Annotated in this window: 16 protein-coding genes and 2 pseudogenes; 3 read left to right on the top strand and 15 right to left on the bottom strand. The window is 59.4% G+C overall.

Translation table 11 applies throughout. The annotated features are described in order from the left end of the window. Window positions 1-227: 227 nt before the first annotated feature. The 9 genes and pseudogenes from BMY36_RS13670 to BMY36_RS13640 all read right to left on the bottom strand — a co-directional run bounded on the left by BMY36_RS13670 (window position 228) and on the right by BMY36_RS13640 (window position 8,462). A pseudogene (locus BMY36_RS13670) lies at window positions 228-2,026 on the bottom strand (gamma-glutamyltransferase family protein). Between the two features lie 11 nt (window positions 2,027-2,037). Next, window positions 2,038-2,913 (bottom strand): ABC transporter permease, encoded by an 876-nt coding sequence (locus BMY36_RS13665; RefSeq protein ID WP_050519179.1) that lies wholly within the window; start codon window positions 2,911-2,913, stop codon window positions 2,038-2,040. Continuing rightward, window positions 2,910-3,857 (bottom strand): ABC transporter permease, encoded by a 948-nt coding sequence (locus BMY36_RS13660; protein ID WP_050519178.1) that lies wholly within the window; start codon window positions 3,855-3,857, stop codon window positions 2,910-2,912. Before BMY36_RS13660 ends, BMY36_RS13665 begins: the two co-directional genes overlap by 4 nt. Before the next feature lie 78 nt (window positions 3,858-3,935). Then, the gene (locus tag BMY36_RS13655) at window positions 3,936-5,432 is read right to left on the bottom strand and encodes an ABC transporter substrate-binding protein (RefSeq protein WP_050519177.1); all 1,497 of its coding nucleotides are present in this window, start codon (window positions 5,430-5,432) and stop codon (window positions 3,936-3,938) included. Further along, window positions 5,429-5,551 (bottom strand): hypothetical protein, encoded by a 123-nt coding sequence (locus BMY36_RS20790; RefSeq protein WP_269430832.1) that lies wholly within the window; start codon window positions 5,549-5,551, stop codon window positions 5,429-5,431. Before BMY36_RS20790 ends, BMY36_RS13655 begins: the two co-directional genes overlap by 4 nt. Window positions 5,552-5,629: 78 nt before the next feature. Beyond that, window positions 5,630-5,764, bottom strand: a pseudogene (locus tag BMY36_RS20495) (oligopeptide/dipeptide ABC transporter ATP-binding protein); the annotation flags it as partial. Further along, the gene (locus tag BMY36_RS13650; RefSeq protein ID WP_231579686.1) at window positions 5,709-6,524 is read right to left on the bottom strand and encodes an ABC transporter ATP-binding protein; all 816 of its coding nucleotides are present in this window, start codon (window positions 6,522-6,524) and stop codon (window positions 5,709-5,711) included. The gene BMY36_RS13650 and the pseudogene BMY36_RS20495, both read right to left, overlap by 56 nt. After that, window positions 6,515-7,432 carry an ABC transporter ATP-binding protein gene (locus BMY36_RS13645; protein WP_231579685.1) on the bottom strand — a complete coding sequence of 306 codons (918 nt, stop codon included), beginning with the start codon at window positions 7,430-7,432 and terminating at the stop codon, window positions 6,515-6,517. Before BMY36_RS13645 ends, BMY36_RS13650 begins: the two co-directional genes overlap by 10 nt. Before the next feature lie 292 nt (window positions 7,433-7,724). Continuing rightward, on the bottom strand, window positions 7,725-8,462 hold the full coding sequence (locus BMY36_RS13640; protein ID WP_074818813.1) for a FadR/GntR family transcriptional regulator: 738 nt from the start codon (window positions 8,460-8,462) through the stop codon (window positions 7,725-7,727). A 252-nt stretch (window positions 8,463-8,714) separates the two neighbouring features. On the opposite strand from BMY36_RS13640, the gene BMY36_RS13635 reads away from it, so the two are divergent. The 3 genes from BMY36_RS13635 to BMY36_RS13625 are packed head-to-tail and all read left to right on the top strand — an operon-like array spanning window position 8,715 to window position 12,252. Further along, complete coding sequence (locus BMY36_RS13635; protein WP_050519199.1) at window positions 8,715-9,683, top strand: Gfo/Idh/MocA family protein; 969 nt, start codon at window positions 8,715-8,717, stop codon at window positions 9,681-9,683. After that, window positions 9,680-10,618: an acetamidase/formamidase family protein gene (locus tag BMY36_RS13630; protein WP_050519174.1), complete on the top strand. Its 939-nt coding sequence runs from the start codon at window positions 9,680-9,682 to the stop codon at window positions 10,616-10,618. Before BMY36_RS13635 ends, BMY36_RS13630 begins: the two co-directional genes overlap by 4 nt. Before the next feature lie 38 nt (window positions 10,619-10,656). Continuing rightward, window positions 10,657-12,252 (top strand): gamma-glutamyltransferase family protein, encoded by a 1,596-nt coding sequence (locus BMY36_RS13625; protein WP_050519173.1) that lies wholly within the window; start codon window positions 10,657-10,659, stop codon window positions 12,250-12,252. 329 nt (window positions 12,253-12,581) lie between these two features. Here BMY36_RS13625 and BMY36_RS13620 read toward each other — a convergent pair whose 3' ends face one another. The 6 genes from BMY36_RS13620 to BMY36_RS13600 all read right to left on the bottom strand — a co-directional run. Further along, complete coding sequence (locus BMY36_RS13620) at window positions 12,582-12,989, bottom strand: carboxymuconolactone decarboxylase family protein (RefSeq protein ID WP_050519198.1); 408 nt, start codon at window positions 12,987-12,989, stop codon at window positions 12,582-12,584. A gap of 26 nt (window positions 12,990-13,015) precedes the next feature. Continuing rightward, entirely contained in the window at window positions 13,016-14,455 is a 1,440-nt protein-coding gene (locus tag BMY36_RS13615) for an NAD-dependent succinate-semialdehyde dehydrogenase (protein WP_050519172.1), read from the bottom strand. Window positions 14,456-14,459: 4 nt separating this feature from the next. Continuing rightward, a complete protein-coding gene (locus BMY36_RS13610) occupies window positions 14,460-15,545 on the bottom strand; it encodes an ABC transporter ATP-binding protein (protein WP_050519171.1) in 1,086 nt (361 codons plus the stop codon). Then, complete coding sequence (locus BMY36_RS13605; RefSeq protein ID WP_050519170.1) at window positions 15,542-16,342, bottom strand: ABC transporter permease; 801 nt, start codon at window positions 16,340-16,342, stop codon at window positions 15,542-15,544. The genes BMY36_RS13610 and BMY36_RS13605 overlap by 4 nt, the downstream gene beginning before the upstream one ends. Beyond that, a complete protein-coding gene (locus BMY36_RS19540; RefSeq protein ID WP_197086045.1) occupies window positions 16,343-16,486 on the bottom strand; it encodes a hypothetical protein in 144 nt (47 codons plus the stop codon). Between the two features lie 69 nt (window positions 16,487-16,555). Next, the coding region (locus BMY36_RS13600) for a transposase (RefSeq protein ID WP_139194050.1) at window positions 16,556-16,847 on the bottom strand (292 nt) is incomplete at its 5' end.

Here is a 16,847-nt window from a genome sequence, read left to right as displayed (position 1 = left end):
CAGTCGTCAATAAAAAGCTTTATGCAGTTTCGTCAAATCTCAGATACCGCCTAAAAACGGGGCAGCTGCGCCCGGCTGTGTCGCAATATAGGGCTAAGGGCGGCATTATGGCCGCAAAAAACCCCTGCGCCCCCGCGCGAAAAGCAGCCACAAGGCCCCCTTTACAGGCTGCGACACCTTTCGCAGCCCTCCGATTGTCACGGGCCCGCAGGTTACCGGCCCGCAGTCTACCGACCCACGGCATAGGCCTGCATCAAGCGCGGCGTGGCACCGGCAAGCAAGCTGCCGTCGGCGTCTCGGATCGCTGCCGTCAGGCGGCCTACGGTCATCGGCGGGGCCACGGTCACAATGTGGCCTCGCGCCCGCAAATCGTCGATCACCGCTTCGCCGAACGAAGGCTCTATGGTCATCTCTCCGGGCAGGGCTGCGCGGGGGTAAAAGCTGCTTTGGAAATGCTCGGTGTGAAACAACGGCGCATCCAAACCCTGTTGCAAGCCATAGCCGTGATGAACAAAGCGCAGGAACCAAATCAGTTGCCACTGGTCCTGTTGGTCCCCCCCGGCGTGCCGAACGCAATGCGCTGCCCGTCTTTTTCGGCCATCGTCGGGGTAAGGGTGGTGCGGGGCCGGGCACCGGGGATCAGCGAGGTTGGCAGCCCCTCCTCCAGCCAGAACATCTGCGCGCGCGATCCCAGCGAAAACCCAAGGCCCGGAATGACCGGGTTGGATTGCAGCCACCCCCCCGACGGCGTTGCCGCAACCATATTGCCCCAGCGGTCAATCACGTCAATATGCACCGTGTCGCCGCGCCGTTCGGTCAGATGTGACATTGTCGGCTCGCCTGCGCTGACACCGCTGGCCGCAGTGAAGTCGCGCGCGGCGCGGGCAATGGCGGCGTCGGCCAGATGGGCAAAACCGTCGACCCGTCCGGGGCGCTGCTCCAAACTGGCCTTTTTGCCGATCAGGCCCCGACGTTCGGCGGCGTAGGCGTCAGACAACAAGTGGTCCATGGGAATATCAGAAAACGCCGGATCGCCGTAATAGGCTTCGCGGTCGGCATAGGCCAGTTTCATCGCCTCAACCACGGTATGGACGAACTCCGCGCCCAGCGGGTCCATTGCGGCAAGGTCGATCCCCTCCAGCAATTTCAGCGTTTGCAACAGCACCGGCCCTTGCGACCAGCTTTGCGTCTTGGCCACGGTCCAGCCGTGATAGGTGGCGGTCAAAGGCGCCTCCCAAGTGGCACGCCATTTGGCCATGTCGGCGCGGGCCAACACGGCGCCGTGGGCGTTTTCCGACACGTCCATCACCTTGCGACCATCGGTATAGTCAAAAATTGCATCCGCCACAAAGCCCTCACGCCACAGCTTGCGGGCGTGGTCGATTTGCGCCTCGCAGCCGCCATCGCTGCTGCCATCGCTGCTGTCATCGACCAAGCGCTGATAGGTGGCGGCAAGATCGGGGTTGCGAAATAGGGCCCAATCCTTGGGCAAAGTGCCGCCCGGTGCCCATGTTTGCGCGCTGGTTGGCCAATGCGCGACAAAGAAATCATGCAGCCCGGCGATTGTCGCGGCGACGCGCGGCAGCATCGGGTGGCCATCGCGGGCATAGCTGATTGCAGGCTCCATCACCGTTGCAAGATCAAGGCTGCCGTGGTCGCGCAACATCAGCATCCAGCCATCGAACGCACCCGGCACCACCACCGACAAAAAGCCCGAACCCGGCACCAGATCCAACCCAAGACCCCGGAAATGCGCGATTGTGCTGGCAGCGGGGGCCACGCCTTGCGCGCACAGCACCCGCGTCTCTCCGGTCGCGGCGATATGGACAATGGCGGGCAAATCGCCTGCCGGGCCGTTCAGATGTGGCTCCACCACTTGCAGCGTCAGCCCGCAAGCGACGGCGGCATCAAACGCGTTGCCGCCCAGTTCCAGCATCCGCATCCCAGCCGCCGAGGCGATCCAATGGGTCGAGGTGACAACCCCGAAAGTGCCGCGAATATCGGGGCGTGTGGTGAAAGTGTCCATGATCTCTCCTGTCAGTCAGACCGCGGGTCAAGCGCATCGCGCAAGCCGTCGCCAAGAAGGTTGAACCCCAGAACCACGACGAAAATCGCGATGCCGGGCCACAGCGCCATCAACGGCGCCTGCGCCAGAAAGTTCTTGGCCGTGTTCAACATAGACCCCCATGAGGGCGCGGGCGGTTGCTGGCCAAGACCCAGAAAACTGAGCGATGCCTCGGCGATGATCGCGGTGGCAATGGTTAGCGTGGCTTGCACCAAAATGGGCGGCAACACGTTGGGCAAGATATAGCGGCGTAAAATCAGATGCGTCGGCAGGCCTATGGCGCGCGCGCTTTCCACATAATCCTCAGCCGCAACTGATAGCACCTGCCCGCGCGTGATGCGGATGAAAACCGGCGTGGCGGCGATACCAATCGCCAGCATTGCATTGGTCAGCGATGGCCCCAGAAACGCCGCAAGGGCAATGGCAAGGATCAAGAACGGCATCGCCAGCAGCGCCTCGGTGCAGCGCGAGATTACAGCGTCGGTCCAGCCGCCGAAGTATCCCGCAATGATGCCCAACGGCACACCCAAACCCAGTGCAATGCCCACCGACACCACCCCCGCCAAAAGCGAGGCTTGCGCCCCCCAAATCATGCGCGACAGCAGATCGCGGCCAATCTCATCCGCGCCCAGCCAATAGGTGGAGGAGGGAGGTTGGCGCACAGCACCCCAATCGGTGGCGATAGGGTCTTGGATGGGCAGGATGGGTGCAAGGATTGCAAGAATAACGAAGAACCCCACAAGACCAGCGCCAAACATGCCGATGCGGTGGGCGCGGAATTTGGCCCAAGCGCGGCTTTTCGCGGGGCGGTCCAAAACGGCGTCGGGGGCGTCGGAAACAGTGCTCATCTGGCGTGCCTTAGTCTTGGGTTAAGCAGAACATAGGCCATGTCGGCCAACAGGTTCATAAAGATAAAGCCAAAAGCGGTGACCAAAACCACGCCTTGCACCACGGCGTAATCGCGGTTGAAAACGGCATCTACGATCAGCTTGCCAAAACCGGGAATGGTAAAGATTTGTTCGGTCAGTACAGCACCGGCCACCAATTCACCAAACAGCAGCGCCGTCAGAGTGACAATCGGGGTCAGGGCATTGCGAAAAGCATGGCGCAGCACCACGCGCCGCTCGGTCAGCCCTTTGGCGCGCGCGGTACGGACATAATCTTGGCGCAGCACCTCCAGCATCGACGAGCGGGTATGGCGCATCAGCGCCGCCGCAAGCCCGGTGCCCAGCACAAAAGATGGCATCAGCATGGTGCGGATGGATTGCCAGAAATCCTCGGACGGGGGCACATAGCCGCTGGCGGGAAACAGTTGCCAGCGCACGGACACCAGCAAGATCAGCATAATCCCCAGCCAGAAATTCGGGATCGACAGGCCAGATAGGGCGATCACGTTGGCGGCAAGGTCAATCTTTGTGCCCTTATTCACCGCCGAGACGATCCCCATGGGAATGCCGATGAGCATGGCAAAGGCCAAGGACATCGCCGCAAGTTGCAAGGTGACTGGCAGCTTTTGCAAGATCAGGTCCAAAATCGGCTCTCCGCTGCGGATGGATGTGCCGAAATCGCCCTGCAACACCGCCGATATCCATACCCAGTATTGCACTGGCAGGGTTTCGTTCAGGCCATAGCGTTCGCGCAGCGCGGCCAGCGTCGCAAGGTCACGGTCTTCGCCCGCCATCGCCAAGACAGGATCGCCGGGCAAAAGCTGTTGCAGCAAAAAGACAAAGATAGAAATCAGGATCAGCGTCGGGACCGCCACCAAAAGACGGCGCAGAAAGAACACGAACATGGCGTCGTCCTTTGATGGCGTTAAGGTTTTGTATCGAGGCCACATTGGGGTGGCCCCGACGGGTTTGCGGTGGCGGCGTTACTCCGTCACAGAAACGCCTTCCAGACGCAGCATGCCGTCTGGATACAGGGTCAATCCCTGCACCTTTGCATCAAGCCCATAAAGCCAGCCGAGGTGATAGAGATAGATCAGCGGGCGGTCCACAGCGAGAATGGCTGTGGCCGCCTTGTAACGCTCTGCCCGGGCTGCGGGGTCAGAAATGGTGCGCGCCTCTCTCAACAGGCGGTCCACTTCGGCGTTGGAATATTTGCCATCGTTGAACCCGGCATCTGTGGTGACAAAGCCAAAAATATTGCCGTCCGGGTCAACCCGCCCCGACCAACCCTGCTGGCTGATTTGGAAATCACCGACACTGGCATCAGCGATCAAGGTGGCGAATTCCTTGGACACCAATTCAACCTCGAACCCGGCCTCGGCAACCATAGACTGGATCACCTGCATCAGTTGCAGGGTGACCGGCGTGTTTGGCACCTGCACCTGCACCTTGACCGGCGTTTGCACCCCAGCTTCGGCCAAGATCGCCTTGGCGGCTTCGATGTCGCGCTTGATCACCGGGAAATCGGGGTTGTAGTAAGGGCTGGCTGGCGTGAACGGCTGGCTGGCCGGGGTGAACAAGCCGTTGAACACCACTTGGTTGATCGCATCACGGTCGATGGAAAGATCGAATGCTTCGCGCAGTTTTGCATTCTGACCCAACGGATTGTTGGATTTATCGCCATTGGCCCCGTTAAACGTCAATCCTTGATAGCCAAGCCCGGTGATGTTGGCAAAGCGCAGGCGCGCGTTACCCTCCACGGCTGCGGCATCGGTTGCCGACAACTGATTGACGATCTGGATGTCACCCGATTGCAGGTTGGCCAGACGCACGGTGCTGTCGGGGATCATCACAAGGGTAACACGCTCCAGCAAAATCGCATCGGCGTTCCAATAGCCTGCGAATTTGTCGAGAACGATTTTATCCTGCGAAACCCGCTCGGTCAGCGTGAAAGGGCCGGAACACACAGGGTTGGAGGCAAAATCCGGCGACAGCGCGCTTGGGGCCATCATCATGCCCGCCCGGTCGGCCAACTGCGCCAAAAGCGTGGCATCGGACGCCGACAGATTGAACTTTACGGTCAGCGCGTCCACCACTTCGACGGTGTCGATGCTGCTCAATTCAGATTTGCGCACACTTTCGTCAAAGGTTTTGGAGCGTTCGATGTTGGCCTTAACCGCTTCGGCATTGAACGGGGTTCCATCGTGAAATGTCACGCCATCGCGCAAGGTCATGGTCAGCGCCTTGCCATCATCGGACGTTTCCCAAGCGGTGGCAAGCTGCGGGACGATGGACAGCTCTGGCGTGATGTCCACCAGCTTGTCGCACAGCGAGGTGAACACGATCCGCCCCACAAATGTGCGCGACTTATCGGGATCAAGCGCATCGGGGTCGCTTTCCAATCCGATCTTCAATTCGGATGCCTGTGCGCCCAGCGCAGTCGCGCTGAGCAAGGCGGTAAGCAGAAGGGTCTTTTTCATTGTCCGTCTCCCTGTTTTGGCTTTTTGGGGGTGGTTCGGTCGGTGATGACGTCGCGAAACAGTGCGAAACGCCGTTGTGCTGCGGCGGAAACCGGCGCGCTGCCGGTGCTGAAATCCATGGGCGGAATCTCCGCACTGAAATGGCAGGCCACCGCGACCCCGCCGGGGCCGGGCGCAAGGGCGGGTGCCTTTTGCGCGCATAAAGGCTGCGCGTGGGGGCAGCGGGTGCGGAACCGGCACCCCGAGGGTGGGTCCATCGGCGACGGTATTTCGCCCTCAAGGCGCAGCGGAACCCTGGCGGTGCCAACGCGCGCCTCTGGCACCGCGCTCATAAGGGCTTGGGTAAGGGTGGCGGGGATGGGCGGTGATCGCGTCGGCGGGCCCAATCTCAACTATCCGGCCCAGATACATCACGGCAACCCGGTCGCTCATCTGCCGCACCACGGCAAGGTCATGGGCAACGATGATCAGGGTCAGGCCAAATTCGGTTTTCAGGTCATCCAACAGGTTGATAATTTGCGCCTGCACACTGACATCCAGCGCCGAGACCGGCTCGTCGCCCACCAAAATGTCGGGCTGTGCGGCCAAGGCGCGGGCAATGCCGATGCGCTGGCGCTGACCGCCCGAAAACTCATGTGGGTAGCGGTCCATGTGCGCGGCACGCAGGCCGACGCGCTGCAAAAGGGCCGTCACTTCGGCCCGGCGTTGGGGGGCATTCAATTCGGGACGGTGAATTTCGATCGGTTCCCCAATCAGCGCGCCCACCGTCATGCGCGGGTTCAACGACGAGAACGGGTCTTGAAAGATAAACTGGACCTTGCGGCGCAATTTGACCAGTTCCGCGCCCTTGACCTTGCCCACGGGTTGCCCCTCGATCAAAACCTCGCCCGAAGTGGGGGCAAGCAGGCGCGCCAGCGTGCGGGCAAGCGTGGACTTGCCGCAGCCAGACTCGCCCACAATGGCAAAGGTTTCGCCCCGCGCCACGGCGAAGGACACGCCGCTGACAGCATGCACCTTGCGCGCGGGCTGGAACAAGCCGGTATCAATGTCAAACTCGCGCACCAAATCGACGGCCTCAATGATCACGCCCATGCGGCAGCCTCCGCTAAGGATTCGACAGGCGTGTGATGGCACAGCGCCACATGGCCGTTGTCGAATATGCGGGCGGGGGGCGGGGTGGCGCAAACGGGTGTTGCAAAGGGGCAGCGGTCCGAAAACCGGCATCCCGGCCGCAGCGCGCTTGGCAAGGGCACCCGCCCGGGGATCACAGTCAAACGCTGTCGCGGGCCTGAAATCGGCGGCACTGAGGCCATAAGACCAATGGTATAGGGGTGCTGCGGATCAGAAAAGATGGCCTCAACCGTTCCGTGTTCCACAATCTCGCCCGCATACATCACCGCCACGCGCGTCGCAATTTGCGCCACCACCCCCAAATCATGGGTGATCAAAACCATGCCCATGCCACGCCGCCGCTGCATGTCGCGCATCAGATCGAGGATTTGCGATTGCACGGTCACATCCAGCGCCGTTGTCGGCTCATCCGCGATCACCAGTGCGGGATCGTTGACCAGCGCCATGGCAATCATCACACGCTGGCGCATGCCACCCGAAAGCTGATGCGGGTAATCATTCAGACGCCCCTCGGGGTCTGGGATACCCACACGCTCCAGCATCTCCAGCGCTTTTGCGCGCCCTCCGCTGCCGTTGTGACACTCCCACGCCTCACCAATCTGATCGCCGATGCGGAAAACCGGGTTCAACGAACTCATCGGTTCTTGAAAGATCATCGCGATGCGCCGCCCCCGCAGCGCGCGCAAACGATCATTGTCGCGCAGCGAAAGATCTTCACCTTCAAAAACCATGCGGCCTTTCAAATTGCGCGACAGTGCGGGGGGAAGCAGCCCCATCAAGGCCACTGCTGTCATGCTTTTGCCACAGCCGGATTCGCCCACGATGCACAGCGTCTCCCCCCCTTGAAGATCAAAGGCAACGTCACGCAAAAAGGGCGGCCCCTTCTCTCCAAGAGAAAGGCCAAGCCCTGAGACGGAAAGAAGAGCCGATCCTGAACCTGCCACCATGCCTCCGGAAAGAACCAATTAGTGATTGGTTACATGTTCAATGCGGCCTGTCAACAACCAGAGACAGCGTTCACCGATTGGCTTTCAACCACGCCGCCACAGATGCACCGATGACCGCTGAAGGGTTCAGGACAATCTGGACGCGTTCGCGCAGAGCAGGGCGCGCAACCCCCAGATGCTTGACGGCCGACCGGTCGTCAGCATCACATCCGTCTCACGATTTCCCCTCAGGATCGAAAAACTTGTTGTCCTTATGTTCGGGCATTTTTGCCAATTGAGCGCGCAATGCATCGAACCGGGTGGACAGGTGCAACTGCATCGCCGCGCGCGCAGCGACCGGGTTGCGGGCAAAAATCGCGTCGGCAATGCTTTGATGTTCGCGCAAGGTCACCTGCAACGAGGCCGGGCTGCGCGCGGTTTGCCGAATGGTAATCCAATGCGGGTTTGACCGTATCTTATCCAGCAGGGCCGATGCCGTCAGCAGGGGGCGGTTCCCGGCCGATTGCGCGATAAGGCGGTGAAACGCGCTGTCCCACAGCTCGATTCCATCAGGGTCGGACGAGGCAATCTGGCGGTCCACCAATGTTTGCAACTGGGTCATTTCATGCTTTTTCATGCGTTTTGCGCATAGGGCAGCAAGTTCCGGCTCGATACACTGACGCGCCTCCATCACCTCCAGCGCATTGGTCTGCCCGGTGATCTTTTCGGCAAGCGCACCGGTTGGGTCGATCGGTTGGCCAAGATAATTGCCGGACCCCTGCTTGCGCCAAATCAGCCCTTCACGCGCAAGGGCATCCAGTGCCACCCGCACATTGCGGCGGCCCACATTGAAAATCTCGGCCAAATCGCGTTCCGTGGGCAGCTTGCCATCCCCCCCCAAATTTCCCGCCGCAATAAGCGCCAACAGCTTTTGTTTGACAGCTTCGTTCGTGATCTCAATAGATTGGGTCAAAGACGTCACCTCGTCGCAAAAGCACACAGATCAAAGACGGACCGATCCCAATGACCGCGCAGCCCGGCCCTTATAATCACGATCATCCCCTAGGATTTGCAAGTTGTTTTGGTGCAAGAACCAATCTATATTGGTGCGCGCAGCGCATCTGTGAGCGCCCCGTTCAAGAACCGGTTGCGGGAACGGTCAAGGCGCACAAGGGGCCATGAAATTGGCGGGCCATGAAATTGGCAAAACGTGAAGGGATGAGTGGTGGCGATCAAGACGGCGATCATCGGGTTGGGCATCATGGGGCAGCGCATGGCCACGCAAATGATGCGTCACCCCGAATACACCGTATGCACGCTGTGGGACCCGGACCTACAGGCCTGCCGCGCGGCAAAAGATATTGCGCCAGACGCGACAGTAGCAAAAAGTGCCGAAGACGCGATGGCGGGGGCCGATCTGGTGTATCTTGCCTGCCCGCCTGTCCCGCGCAAGGCCTATGCGCTTGCCGCGGCGGCGCAAGGCAGCGCTGTGTTCTTGGAAAAACCGCTGGGCATCAATATCGCCGAAAGCCGCGATCTGGCTGACCGCCTGGCCGCATCCGGGGTGCCCACAGCCGTGAACTTTACCCAAGCCGCCGGGCCTGCGTTGCAAGGCGTGTCGGTCGCGGCAAAAGACGGCACATTGGGGCAACTTGCCGGGGTCGACATCATCGTCACCTATGCCAACTGGCCGCGCGCATGGCAGGCAGGTGCGGATTGGCTAAGGTTTCGGGATGAAGGTGGCATGACCCGCGAGGTGATCTCGCATTTTTTGTTTTTCACCGAACGTATCTTGGGGCCGCTTGAACTGATCTGGGCGCAAACTGATTATCCGCAAGATGCGGACCTGTGCGAAACCCATGTTGCCTCGCGCCTGATCAATGCCCATGGGGTTCCTGTCTCGATCCTCGGCACTGTCGGCGGCGTGCAACCTGACCGCCAAGAGGTGACGATCAAAGGCAGCACATCCAGCCGGCGCATCAGTGATTTCTACCGCGATGCTGTGTCCTTCGGGGGCGACTTCGTGCCTGTGCAGCCAGACCCAGATGATCCCCGCGCGGCCAGCCTTGGCGCGCAGTTGGATGATATGGCCGCGCTGATCGCAGGCAAACCCAGCCGCCTTGCCACGGTGCCCGAGGCTTTGCGCGTGCAAATCCTGATTGAAGGCATATTGGCCGGGACAGCACGCCCATGACCCTTGCCCTCAACGCGTCACCCCAGACATGCCATTGGGGGTTTTTCGACGCGACCCTGCCCCCCGCGATCACAATCGACAGCGGCGATGAGATCTGGATTGATACAATATCGGGCGGGCCGCAAAACCTTCCCTGCGCAGGATTCTATGTCCCACCAGAGCTTTTTGCGCTGCATGCCGCAGGGCCCCCGCAGATGCCCGGCCATATCCTGACCGGCCCCGTGGCGGTGCGCGGTGCCATGCCGGGCGACGTGTTGCAGGTCGATATTCTGGAGGTTGCGCTGCGCCAAGACTGGGGGTTCAATTACCACGGCCCGCTGAAAGGCACCCTGCCCGATGATTTTCCCGATGCCTACCACACCATCATTCCGCTGGATGCCGCGCGGGGCACAGCGCGGCTGCCTTGGGGGCTGGAGTTGCCCCTGTCGCCGTTCTTTGGCGTGATGGGCGTGGCCCCGCCACAGAACTGGGGCCGGATTTCCACCATAGAGCCGCGCGCCTTTGGTGGCAACCTTGACAATAAGGAACTGGTGGCAGGCACAACGCTTTACCTGCCGGTGTTCGCCAAGGGCGCTCTGTTTTCCTGCGGTGACGGGCACGGCGCGCAGGGCGACGGAGAGGTATGCGTGACGGCGATTGAAACGGCATTGCGCGGGCGCTTTCGCCTCAGCGTTCTTAAAGGCCACGGCCTGTCCTTTCCGCAGGCGGAAACGCCGACGCATTGGATCACCATGGGCCTGCACGCCGATCTGGACCGCTGCGTTGAAATGGCGTTGCGCGATATGATTGCGCTTGTGTCCAAACGCGCCAATATCAGCCGCCAAGATGCCTATATGCTGTGCAGCCTTGCAGGAGACTTGCGGATCACCCAGACGGTCAACCGTGAAAAGGGTGTGCATATGATGATGTCCAAAGCCTTGATTGACCGAACCTGAAACTGCCCCTGTCACACCGCCAAGAAAGAACCCGTGCCATGAAATTTCGCGCTTCACACCCCTACCCTTCTCGTCGCTCAGTGGTTCTGGCGGATAATGTCGTCGCCACATCCCAACCGCTGGCCGCACAGGCCGGGTTGTCGATGCTGGCGCGCGGCGGGAACGCTGTAGATGCAGCCATCGCCACAGCCATCACCCTGACCTTGGTGGAGCCTACGGGAAACGGCCTTGGGTCTGATGCGTTTGCAATCGTCTGGGACGGCAGCACCTTGCACGGCTTGAACGCATCCGGCAGGTCGCCCGCAGGGTGGACGCCCGAACGGTTTGCGGCCCACACAGAAATGCCGTTTCGCGGCTGGGAAAGCGTCACGGTGCCGGGTGCCGTGTCAGCTTGGGTTGCCCTCTCCGAGCGGTTTGGCAAATTGCCCTTTGCCGATCTGTTTGCGCCTGCGATTGGTTACGCGGAAAACGGGTTCTTCGTGTCGCCCATCATTGCGGAACTGTGGCGCCGTGCGGCCGAAACGCTGAAGGATTATCCCGGCTTTGCCGAAGCCTTCCTGCCCGGTGGTCGCGCCCCCGCAGCAGGCGAGACATTCACCAACCCCGCACTGGCCAAAACGCTGCAATCCATCGCAGAGACCAAAGGCGCGTCGTTCTACACTGGCACCTTGGCGCAAACCATTTGCGATTTCGCGGGCCAACACGGGGCGGCGCTGAACATGGCGGATATGGCGGCGCATAAAGTGGAGTGGTGCGGCACAATTTCGCAAAAATTTGATGATGTTTCCTTGCATGAAATCCCGCCTAATGGGCAGGGCATCGTGGCGTTGATGGCTTTGGGTATCTTGTCACACACCGATGTCCGCAACCTCGGCCCCGACGATCCGGCCGCCATGCATCTGCAAATCGAAGCGATGAAGCTGGCGCTTGCAGACGCCGATGCATTTGTGGCCGACGCCGACCACATGACCGATGTCACATCTGAGGCGCTGTTGGACCCGGCCTATCTGAAAGCCCGCGCGGCGATGATCGACAAGGACCGCGCGCAAGACTTCAAATCGGGCGCACCAAAGCACGGCGGCACGGTGTATCTGGCGGTGGGCGATGCGTCGGGCATGATGGTGTCTTTCATCCAATCAAACTATGCCGGTTTCGGGTCGGGCGTCGTTATCCCTGGCACAAGCATCTCGATGCAAAACCGTGGCGCCGGATTTTCGCTGAACCCTGACAGCCCGAACCGCGTTGGCCCCGGCAAAAAGCCATTTCACACGATTATACCGGGGTTCTTGATGGGTCGTGATGGCCCATTGATGAGCTTTGGGGTCATGGGTGGCCCGATGCAGGCACAAGGCCATATCCAGATGGTTTTGCGCACCCAGCTTTGGGCGCAAGACCCGCAGATGGCCGTCGATGCCCCACGCTGGCGCGTGACCAAAGGGCTGGAGGTGGCGTGCGAAGACACGATGCCCCCCGGCACGATCCAAGCGCTGACCGCCCTTGGCCATGTCATCTCGCTTGAAACGCCAGACAACGCCTTCGGTTTTGGCGGCGCGCAATTGGTGTGCCGCTTGCCCGAAGGCGGCTATGCCGCAGGCTCCGACCCACGCAAAGACGGACTTGCCGCCGGCTATTGAATTTTACACTCGGCCTGTGGTGGACTAGAGAAGTGCTGAGATGTGTCATACATAATCGCAAACCGCTCATAGCGGCTTGTGCTGATAAGTCCGTATTTGAACTCCAGACCGCAAGCAGTTTATATTGCAGTCGTCTTATGATGATCCAAAGGCTAAAGGCGGAAACATTGGTTGCGGGAGGCCGCAACCGCCGTAACCTACCAGATTTGTGCTGCAATGTTTAACCGAGCCCCCGTCTCGAACACTCTTGTTTAAGCGAAATTCTGTCTCACTGCTCCGAAAAATAATGCCAAATCGTGCCCAAATCCCTCCGTCACCGATCCAGACGGTCAGGATGAATGTGGAGTTCCTGCGATTTCCGCCTCCGCGAGGACCTTTCTTGCAACTCGGAAACATTCAAGACCCATTGGCACACCGCAATAGATCGCGACAACATGGATTATCGCCCGAATTTGTTCGGGTGTAACACCATTGGTCAGCGCACCTTTGCAATGCACCTCCCATTCATGCAGACGCCCCAATGCACCCAGCATCGCAAGGTTCATCATCGAGCGCGTCTTAGCATCAATCGCACCGTCACCCCAGCCAAAGCCCCAGCACCAAGCCGTCATCGCCTCTTGAAAAGGGCGGGTGAATTCATCCGCCGCATCCAAATTGCTCTGCACATATTCTGCGCCGAGGGTCGCCTTGCGCTGCTCTAAACCCTTCAGAAACAAATCTTCGTCGAACTGACTCACATGGATCTCCTTATCTAATTGACCAATCACATGCTTATACAGCAGTATTTCAACTCAAGATAATCCTCGAGTCCGTGGCGTGAGCCTTCCCGGCCCATGCCCGATTGCTTGATACCGCCAAAAGGCGCAAGCTCGGTCGAAATATGGCCCGTGTTAACGCCCACCATACCACATTCCAACGCCTCCATCATCCGCCAAGATCGCGCCAAGTCGCGGGTGAATACGTAAGCTGCCAAACCAAATTCAGTATCGTTGGCCGCTGCAATTACCTCCGCCTCTGACTCAAAACGGATCAACCCTGCGACAGGGCCGAAAGTTTCTTCGCGCGTGATTTTCATCGTGGCATTGCAGCCAGCTAGCACCGTTGGCATGTAAAATGTGCCGCCTGCACCATGCCCACCCAAGACCAGTTTTGCCCCGCCACTGACCGCATCAGCAACATGATCTTCTACCTTGGCAAGCGCCGCCATACTGATCAACGGGCCGATTTGACTTGCAGGATCACTGCCCGCGCCAACCTTAAGCGTCGCCACTTTTTGGGCAAGTTTGGTCGCAAATTGGTCTGCCACATCTGCCTGAACGTAAATCCGGTTGGTGCAAACACAAGTCTGGCCCGCATTGCGGAATTTCGACGCGATCAAACCATCAACGGCGACGTCGATATCCGCGTCATCAAAGACGATGAAGGGTGCATTTCCGCCAAGCTCAAGCGATAGCTTTTTGATCTGATCCGCGCCCTGCTTCATCAGAATGCGCCCGACATTGGTGGAGCCGGTAAAGCTGATTTTACGCACAGTCGGATTTTCGCAAAACTCGCGCCCCATGCCGACCGCATCGCTAGACGGCAAGATTGACAGAAGCCCCTTGGGCAAGCCTGCCCGCTCGGCCAATACAGCAAGCGCAAGCGCCGACAGCGGCGTTTCGGCAGCCGGTTTTGCCACGATTGCACAGCCTGCCGCCAGCGCCGGCGCGATCTTGCGCGCGATCATCGCGTTGGGAAAATTCCAAGGCGTAATTGCGGCCACCACCCCGACGGGTTGGCGCAAGACCAGCAGACGCTTATCCTCGGCATGACCGGGGATTGTCTCGCCATAAACCCGCTTGGCCTCTTCCGCGAACCATTCGATATAGGACGCCCCATAAAGCACTTCGCCATGCGCCTCGGCTAAGGGCTTACCCATTTCCGACATCAAGATCATCGCAAGATCGTCTGCATTGGCAACCACCAGATCATACCAGCGGCGCAGAATGCTGGCGCGGTCTTTGGCAGTGCGCTTGGCCCAAAGTACCTGCGCGGATGCGGCAAAGGAAATGCTGCGCGCGGCAATAGTGCGGTCGCAATCAGCGACTTCTACCAAGATCGTGCTGTCGGCAGGGTTTACAACTGTAAGCTTGCCCGTCGTGCTTATCCATTCCCCTGCAACGAAAGCACGCGTTTCCAGCAGGCTGGTATCATTAAGATGCAATGGTCTATCCTTGGATAAAAGCCTGCGCCGACTCGGCGGCCCAGTTGATATGTAAATGATCACCGCGCGACACGCGGCCAGACAGCGGATGCCCGAAACCGAGCCGAACGGTCAGCGGATCGCCCCAAGCCGTGCGGACAGAGACAGCCGTGTTATTGCCAAGAAATGTCATATCCTGCACTTGCACGGGCAAGGATGCACCCTGCTCCCCTGCCACAGCACTTAGATCAATACGTTCGGGGCGCAGCATCAACTCGGCCCCTTTGCCGGATTTCACATCGCCATGTAACGGCACGCCCACGATCAGACTGCCATCGCCAAACCGCAAGGAAGCTTGGCCGTTTTGCACCGTTTCAATCTCACCCTTAAGGAAAGCACTGTCGCCAATGAAATCCGCCACGAAATGGGTTTGCGGATTGGCGTATAGTTCAGGCCCCGTGCCGACCTGTTCAATCCTGCCTGCGTTGAACACCGCAATCCGATCTGAAAGGCGAAGCGCCTCTTCTTGGTCATGGGTAACATACAGGATCGTCACGCCCGTTTCTTGGTGAATGCGGCGGATCTCAAGCTGGATTTCTTCACGCAGTTTCTTGTCCAGCGCGGAAAGTGGCTCGTCCATTAACAAAACCGGTGGGTCATAGACCAACGCGCGGGCCAAGGCGACGCGCTGTTGCTGCCCCCCTGACATATGCGTTGGCATTCTGTCCTCTAGACCCTCCAACCGCACCAGCGCCAAGGCTCGGCGAACTTTATCGGTGATCTCGGATTGCCCCATCCGCCGCACCCGCAGCGGAAAGGCGACATTTTCACCCACGCTCAGATGCGGGAACAAAGTATAGCGCTGAAACACCATGCCGATATTTCGCTTGTGCGACGGCGTCGATAGGATGGATTTTCCCTCGATCAAAATATCGCCCTTGGTTGGGTCCTGAAACCCGGCAAGGATATAAAGCGTGGTGCTTTTGCCCGAACCCGACGGCCCGAGAAAGGTCATGAACTCTCCCTTGGCGACCGTCAGTTCGACATGATCGCTGGCCACCACATTTCCGTAAACTTTGCGAATGCCGTTGATATGCAGATAGGGGGTCATTTCGACTTTCCTTTGCGCAAAAGTGCGGCCGCGATCATCAAAAGGACCGTCAGCAAAACAAGAATAGTAGAGGCTGCCGCAACAACAGGCGTTAGATCTTGGCGCAGCGTGGTCCACACCTTGACAGGCAAGGTTTGCAGCGTGGGCGAAGCCATGAAAATCGCCAGCACCACCTCATCCCAAGAGATCAGGAAGGAAAAGATCGCAGCCGAAAACAACCCGTGTTTGATCGCTGGCAAGGTCACACGAAAGCGGGCCTCCCAAGGTGAGGCGCCACACAAAATCGCAGCCTCTTCGATCGCGGTGTCAAAACTTTCCAGCGCGCCCGAAATGGTGATGATCGCAAACGGCAAGGCCACAACCAGATGCGCGATCACAAAGCCGGTCAGCGTGCCGTTCATACCAAGGCGCAAAAACAGCGCGTAAAGGGCAACGGCCACAATCACCACTGGCAAGATCATCGGGGTCAGAAAAAACGCCCGCAAGACCGCCCGCCCTTTGAACGTGCCGCGCACCAAAGCAAGCGACGCAAACAAGCCTAGAATGACCGACAGCACCATCACAATCAGGCCAATTTTTGCCGAAGTCAGCGCGGCTGTAAGCCACCGCGGGTCCGCAAACAGCTCGACATACCAGTTCAATGTCCAGCTTGGTGGCGGAAAGATCAGCCAGCGTGAGGAGCCAAACGAAAGCGCAATGATGAACAGAATGGGCAGCAACAAGAACAGCGTCATCAAACCGCAGATCAGCCCTAATGCCCAACGCCAAGCGCCAAGCTTGTCAAAATCCAACAACATTCACCGGCCCTCCGTATCAACAAAGCGCAATTGCAGCGCGTAAATTGCCAGCGTCACGACCAGCAGCACAAAAGCCGCAGCGCCCCCCAAACCCCAGTTCACAAGGCTTTGGACCTGCTGTGCGATCATTTCCGCCAGCATCATGTTTGAGGTGCCACCGGCTCTGTTGCACAAATGGTCTGACGGTGAGGGTTCCCCTATCCCCGGACAGACTTATCCCACGACTTCTGTAATGGGCGTGCCGAGAGTGGTGAAGCCGTTCAGGACGGCAACACGAACTTGGAACTCCGCGACCTGACGGTCGAAGTCCCGCGCCATAAGGCGCTGACCCAGCAGTTTGACACAGTGCATCTTTGTTTCGACGCGGCTTCGGCGGTGATAGCCGCTCCATCGTCGCCATATCGTCCGGCCGAAGCGTTTCGACGCGCGGAGGGCCTCGTTCCGCGCGATCGCGCCAGGAGTGTCGGGTTTCCATGGCTTGGCGTTCTTGCGCGGCGGAATGATC

This window comes from Pseudorhodobacter antarcticus, assembly GCF_900110135.1.
GTDB lineage: Bacteria > Pseudomonadota > Alphaproteobacteria > Rhodobacterales > Rhodobacteraceae > Pseudorhodobacter > Pseudorhodobacter antarcticus.
This window is presented reverse-complemented; position numbering and strand designations above follow the sequence as displayed.

Bases quoted from the DNA above. Each gene is read 5' to 3' on its own strand.
- BMY36_RS13665 (WP_050519179.1), bottom strand. From the start codon at position 2,913: ATGAGCACTGTTTCCGACGCCCCCGACGCCGTTTTGGACCGCCCCGCG.
- BMY36_RS13660 (WP_050519178.1), bottom strand. From the start codon at position 3,857: ATGTTCGTGTTCTTTCTGCGCCGTCTTTTGGTGGCGGTCCCGACGCTG.
- BMY36_RS13655 (WP_050519177.1), bottom strand. From the start codon at position 5,432: ATGAAAAAGACCCTTCTGCTTACCGCCTTGCTCAGCGCGACTGCGCTG.
- BMY36_RS20790 (WP_269430832.1), bottom strand. From the start codon at position 5,551: ATGGATTTCAGCACCGGCAGCGCGCCGGTTTCCGCCGCAGCACAACGG.
- BMY36_RS13650 (WP_231579686.1), bottom strand. From the start codon at position 6,524: ATGGGCGTGATCATTGAGGCCGTCGATTTGGTGCGCGAGTTTGACATT.
- BMY36_RS13630 (WP_050519174.1), top strand. From the start codon at position 9,680: ATGACCCTTGCCCTCAACGCGTCACCCCAGACATGCCATTGGGGGTTT.
- BMY36_RS13625 (WP_050519173.1), top strand. From the start codon at position 10,657: ATGAAATTTCGCGCTTCACACCCCTACCCTTCTCGTCGCTCAGTGGTT.
- BMY36_RS13610 (WP_050519171.1), bottom strand. From the start codon at position 15,545: ATGACCCCCTATCTGCATATCAACGGCATTCGCAAAGTTTACGGAAAT.
- BMY36_RS13605 (WP_050519170.1), bottom strand. From the start codon at position 16,342: ATGTTGTTGGATTTTGACAAGCTTGGCGCTTGGCGTTGGGCATTAGGG.
- BMY36_RS19540 (WP_197086045.1), bottom strand. From the start codon at position 16,486: ATGATGCTGGCGGAAATGATCGCACAGCAGGTCCAAAGCCTTGTGAAC.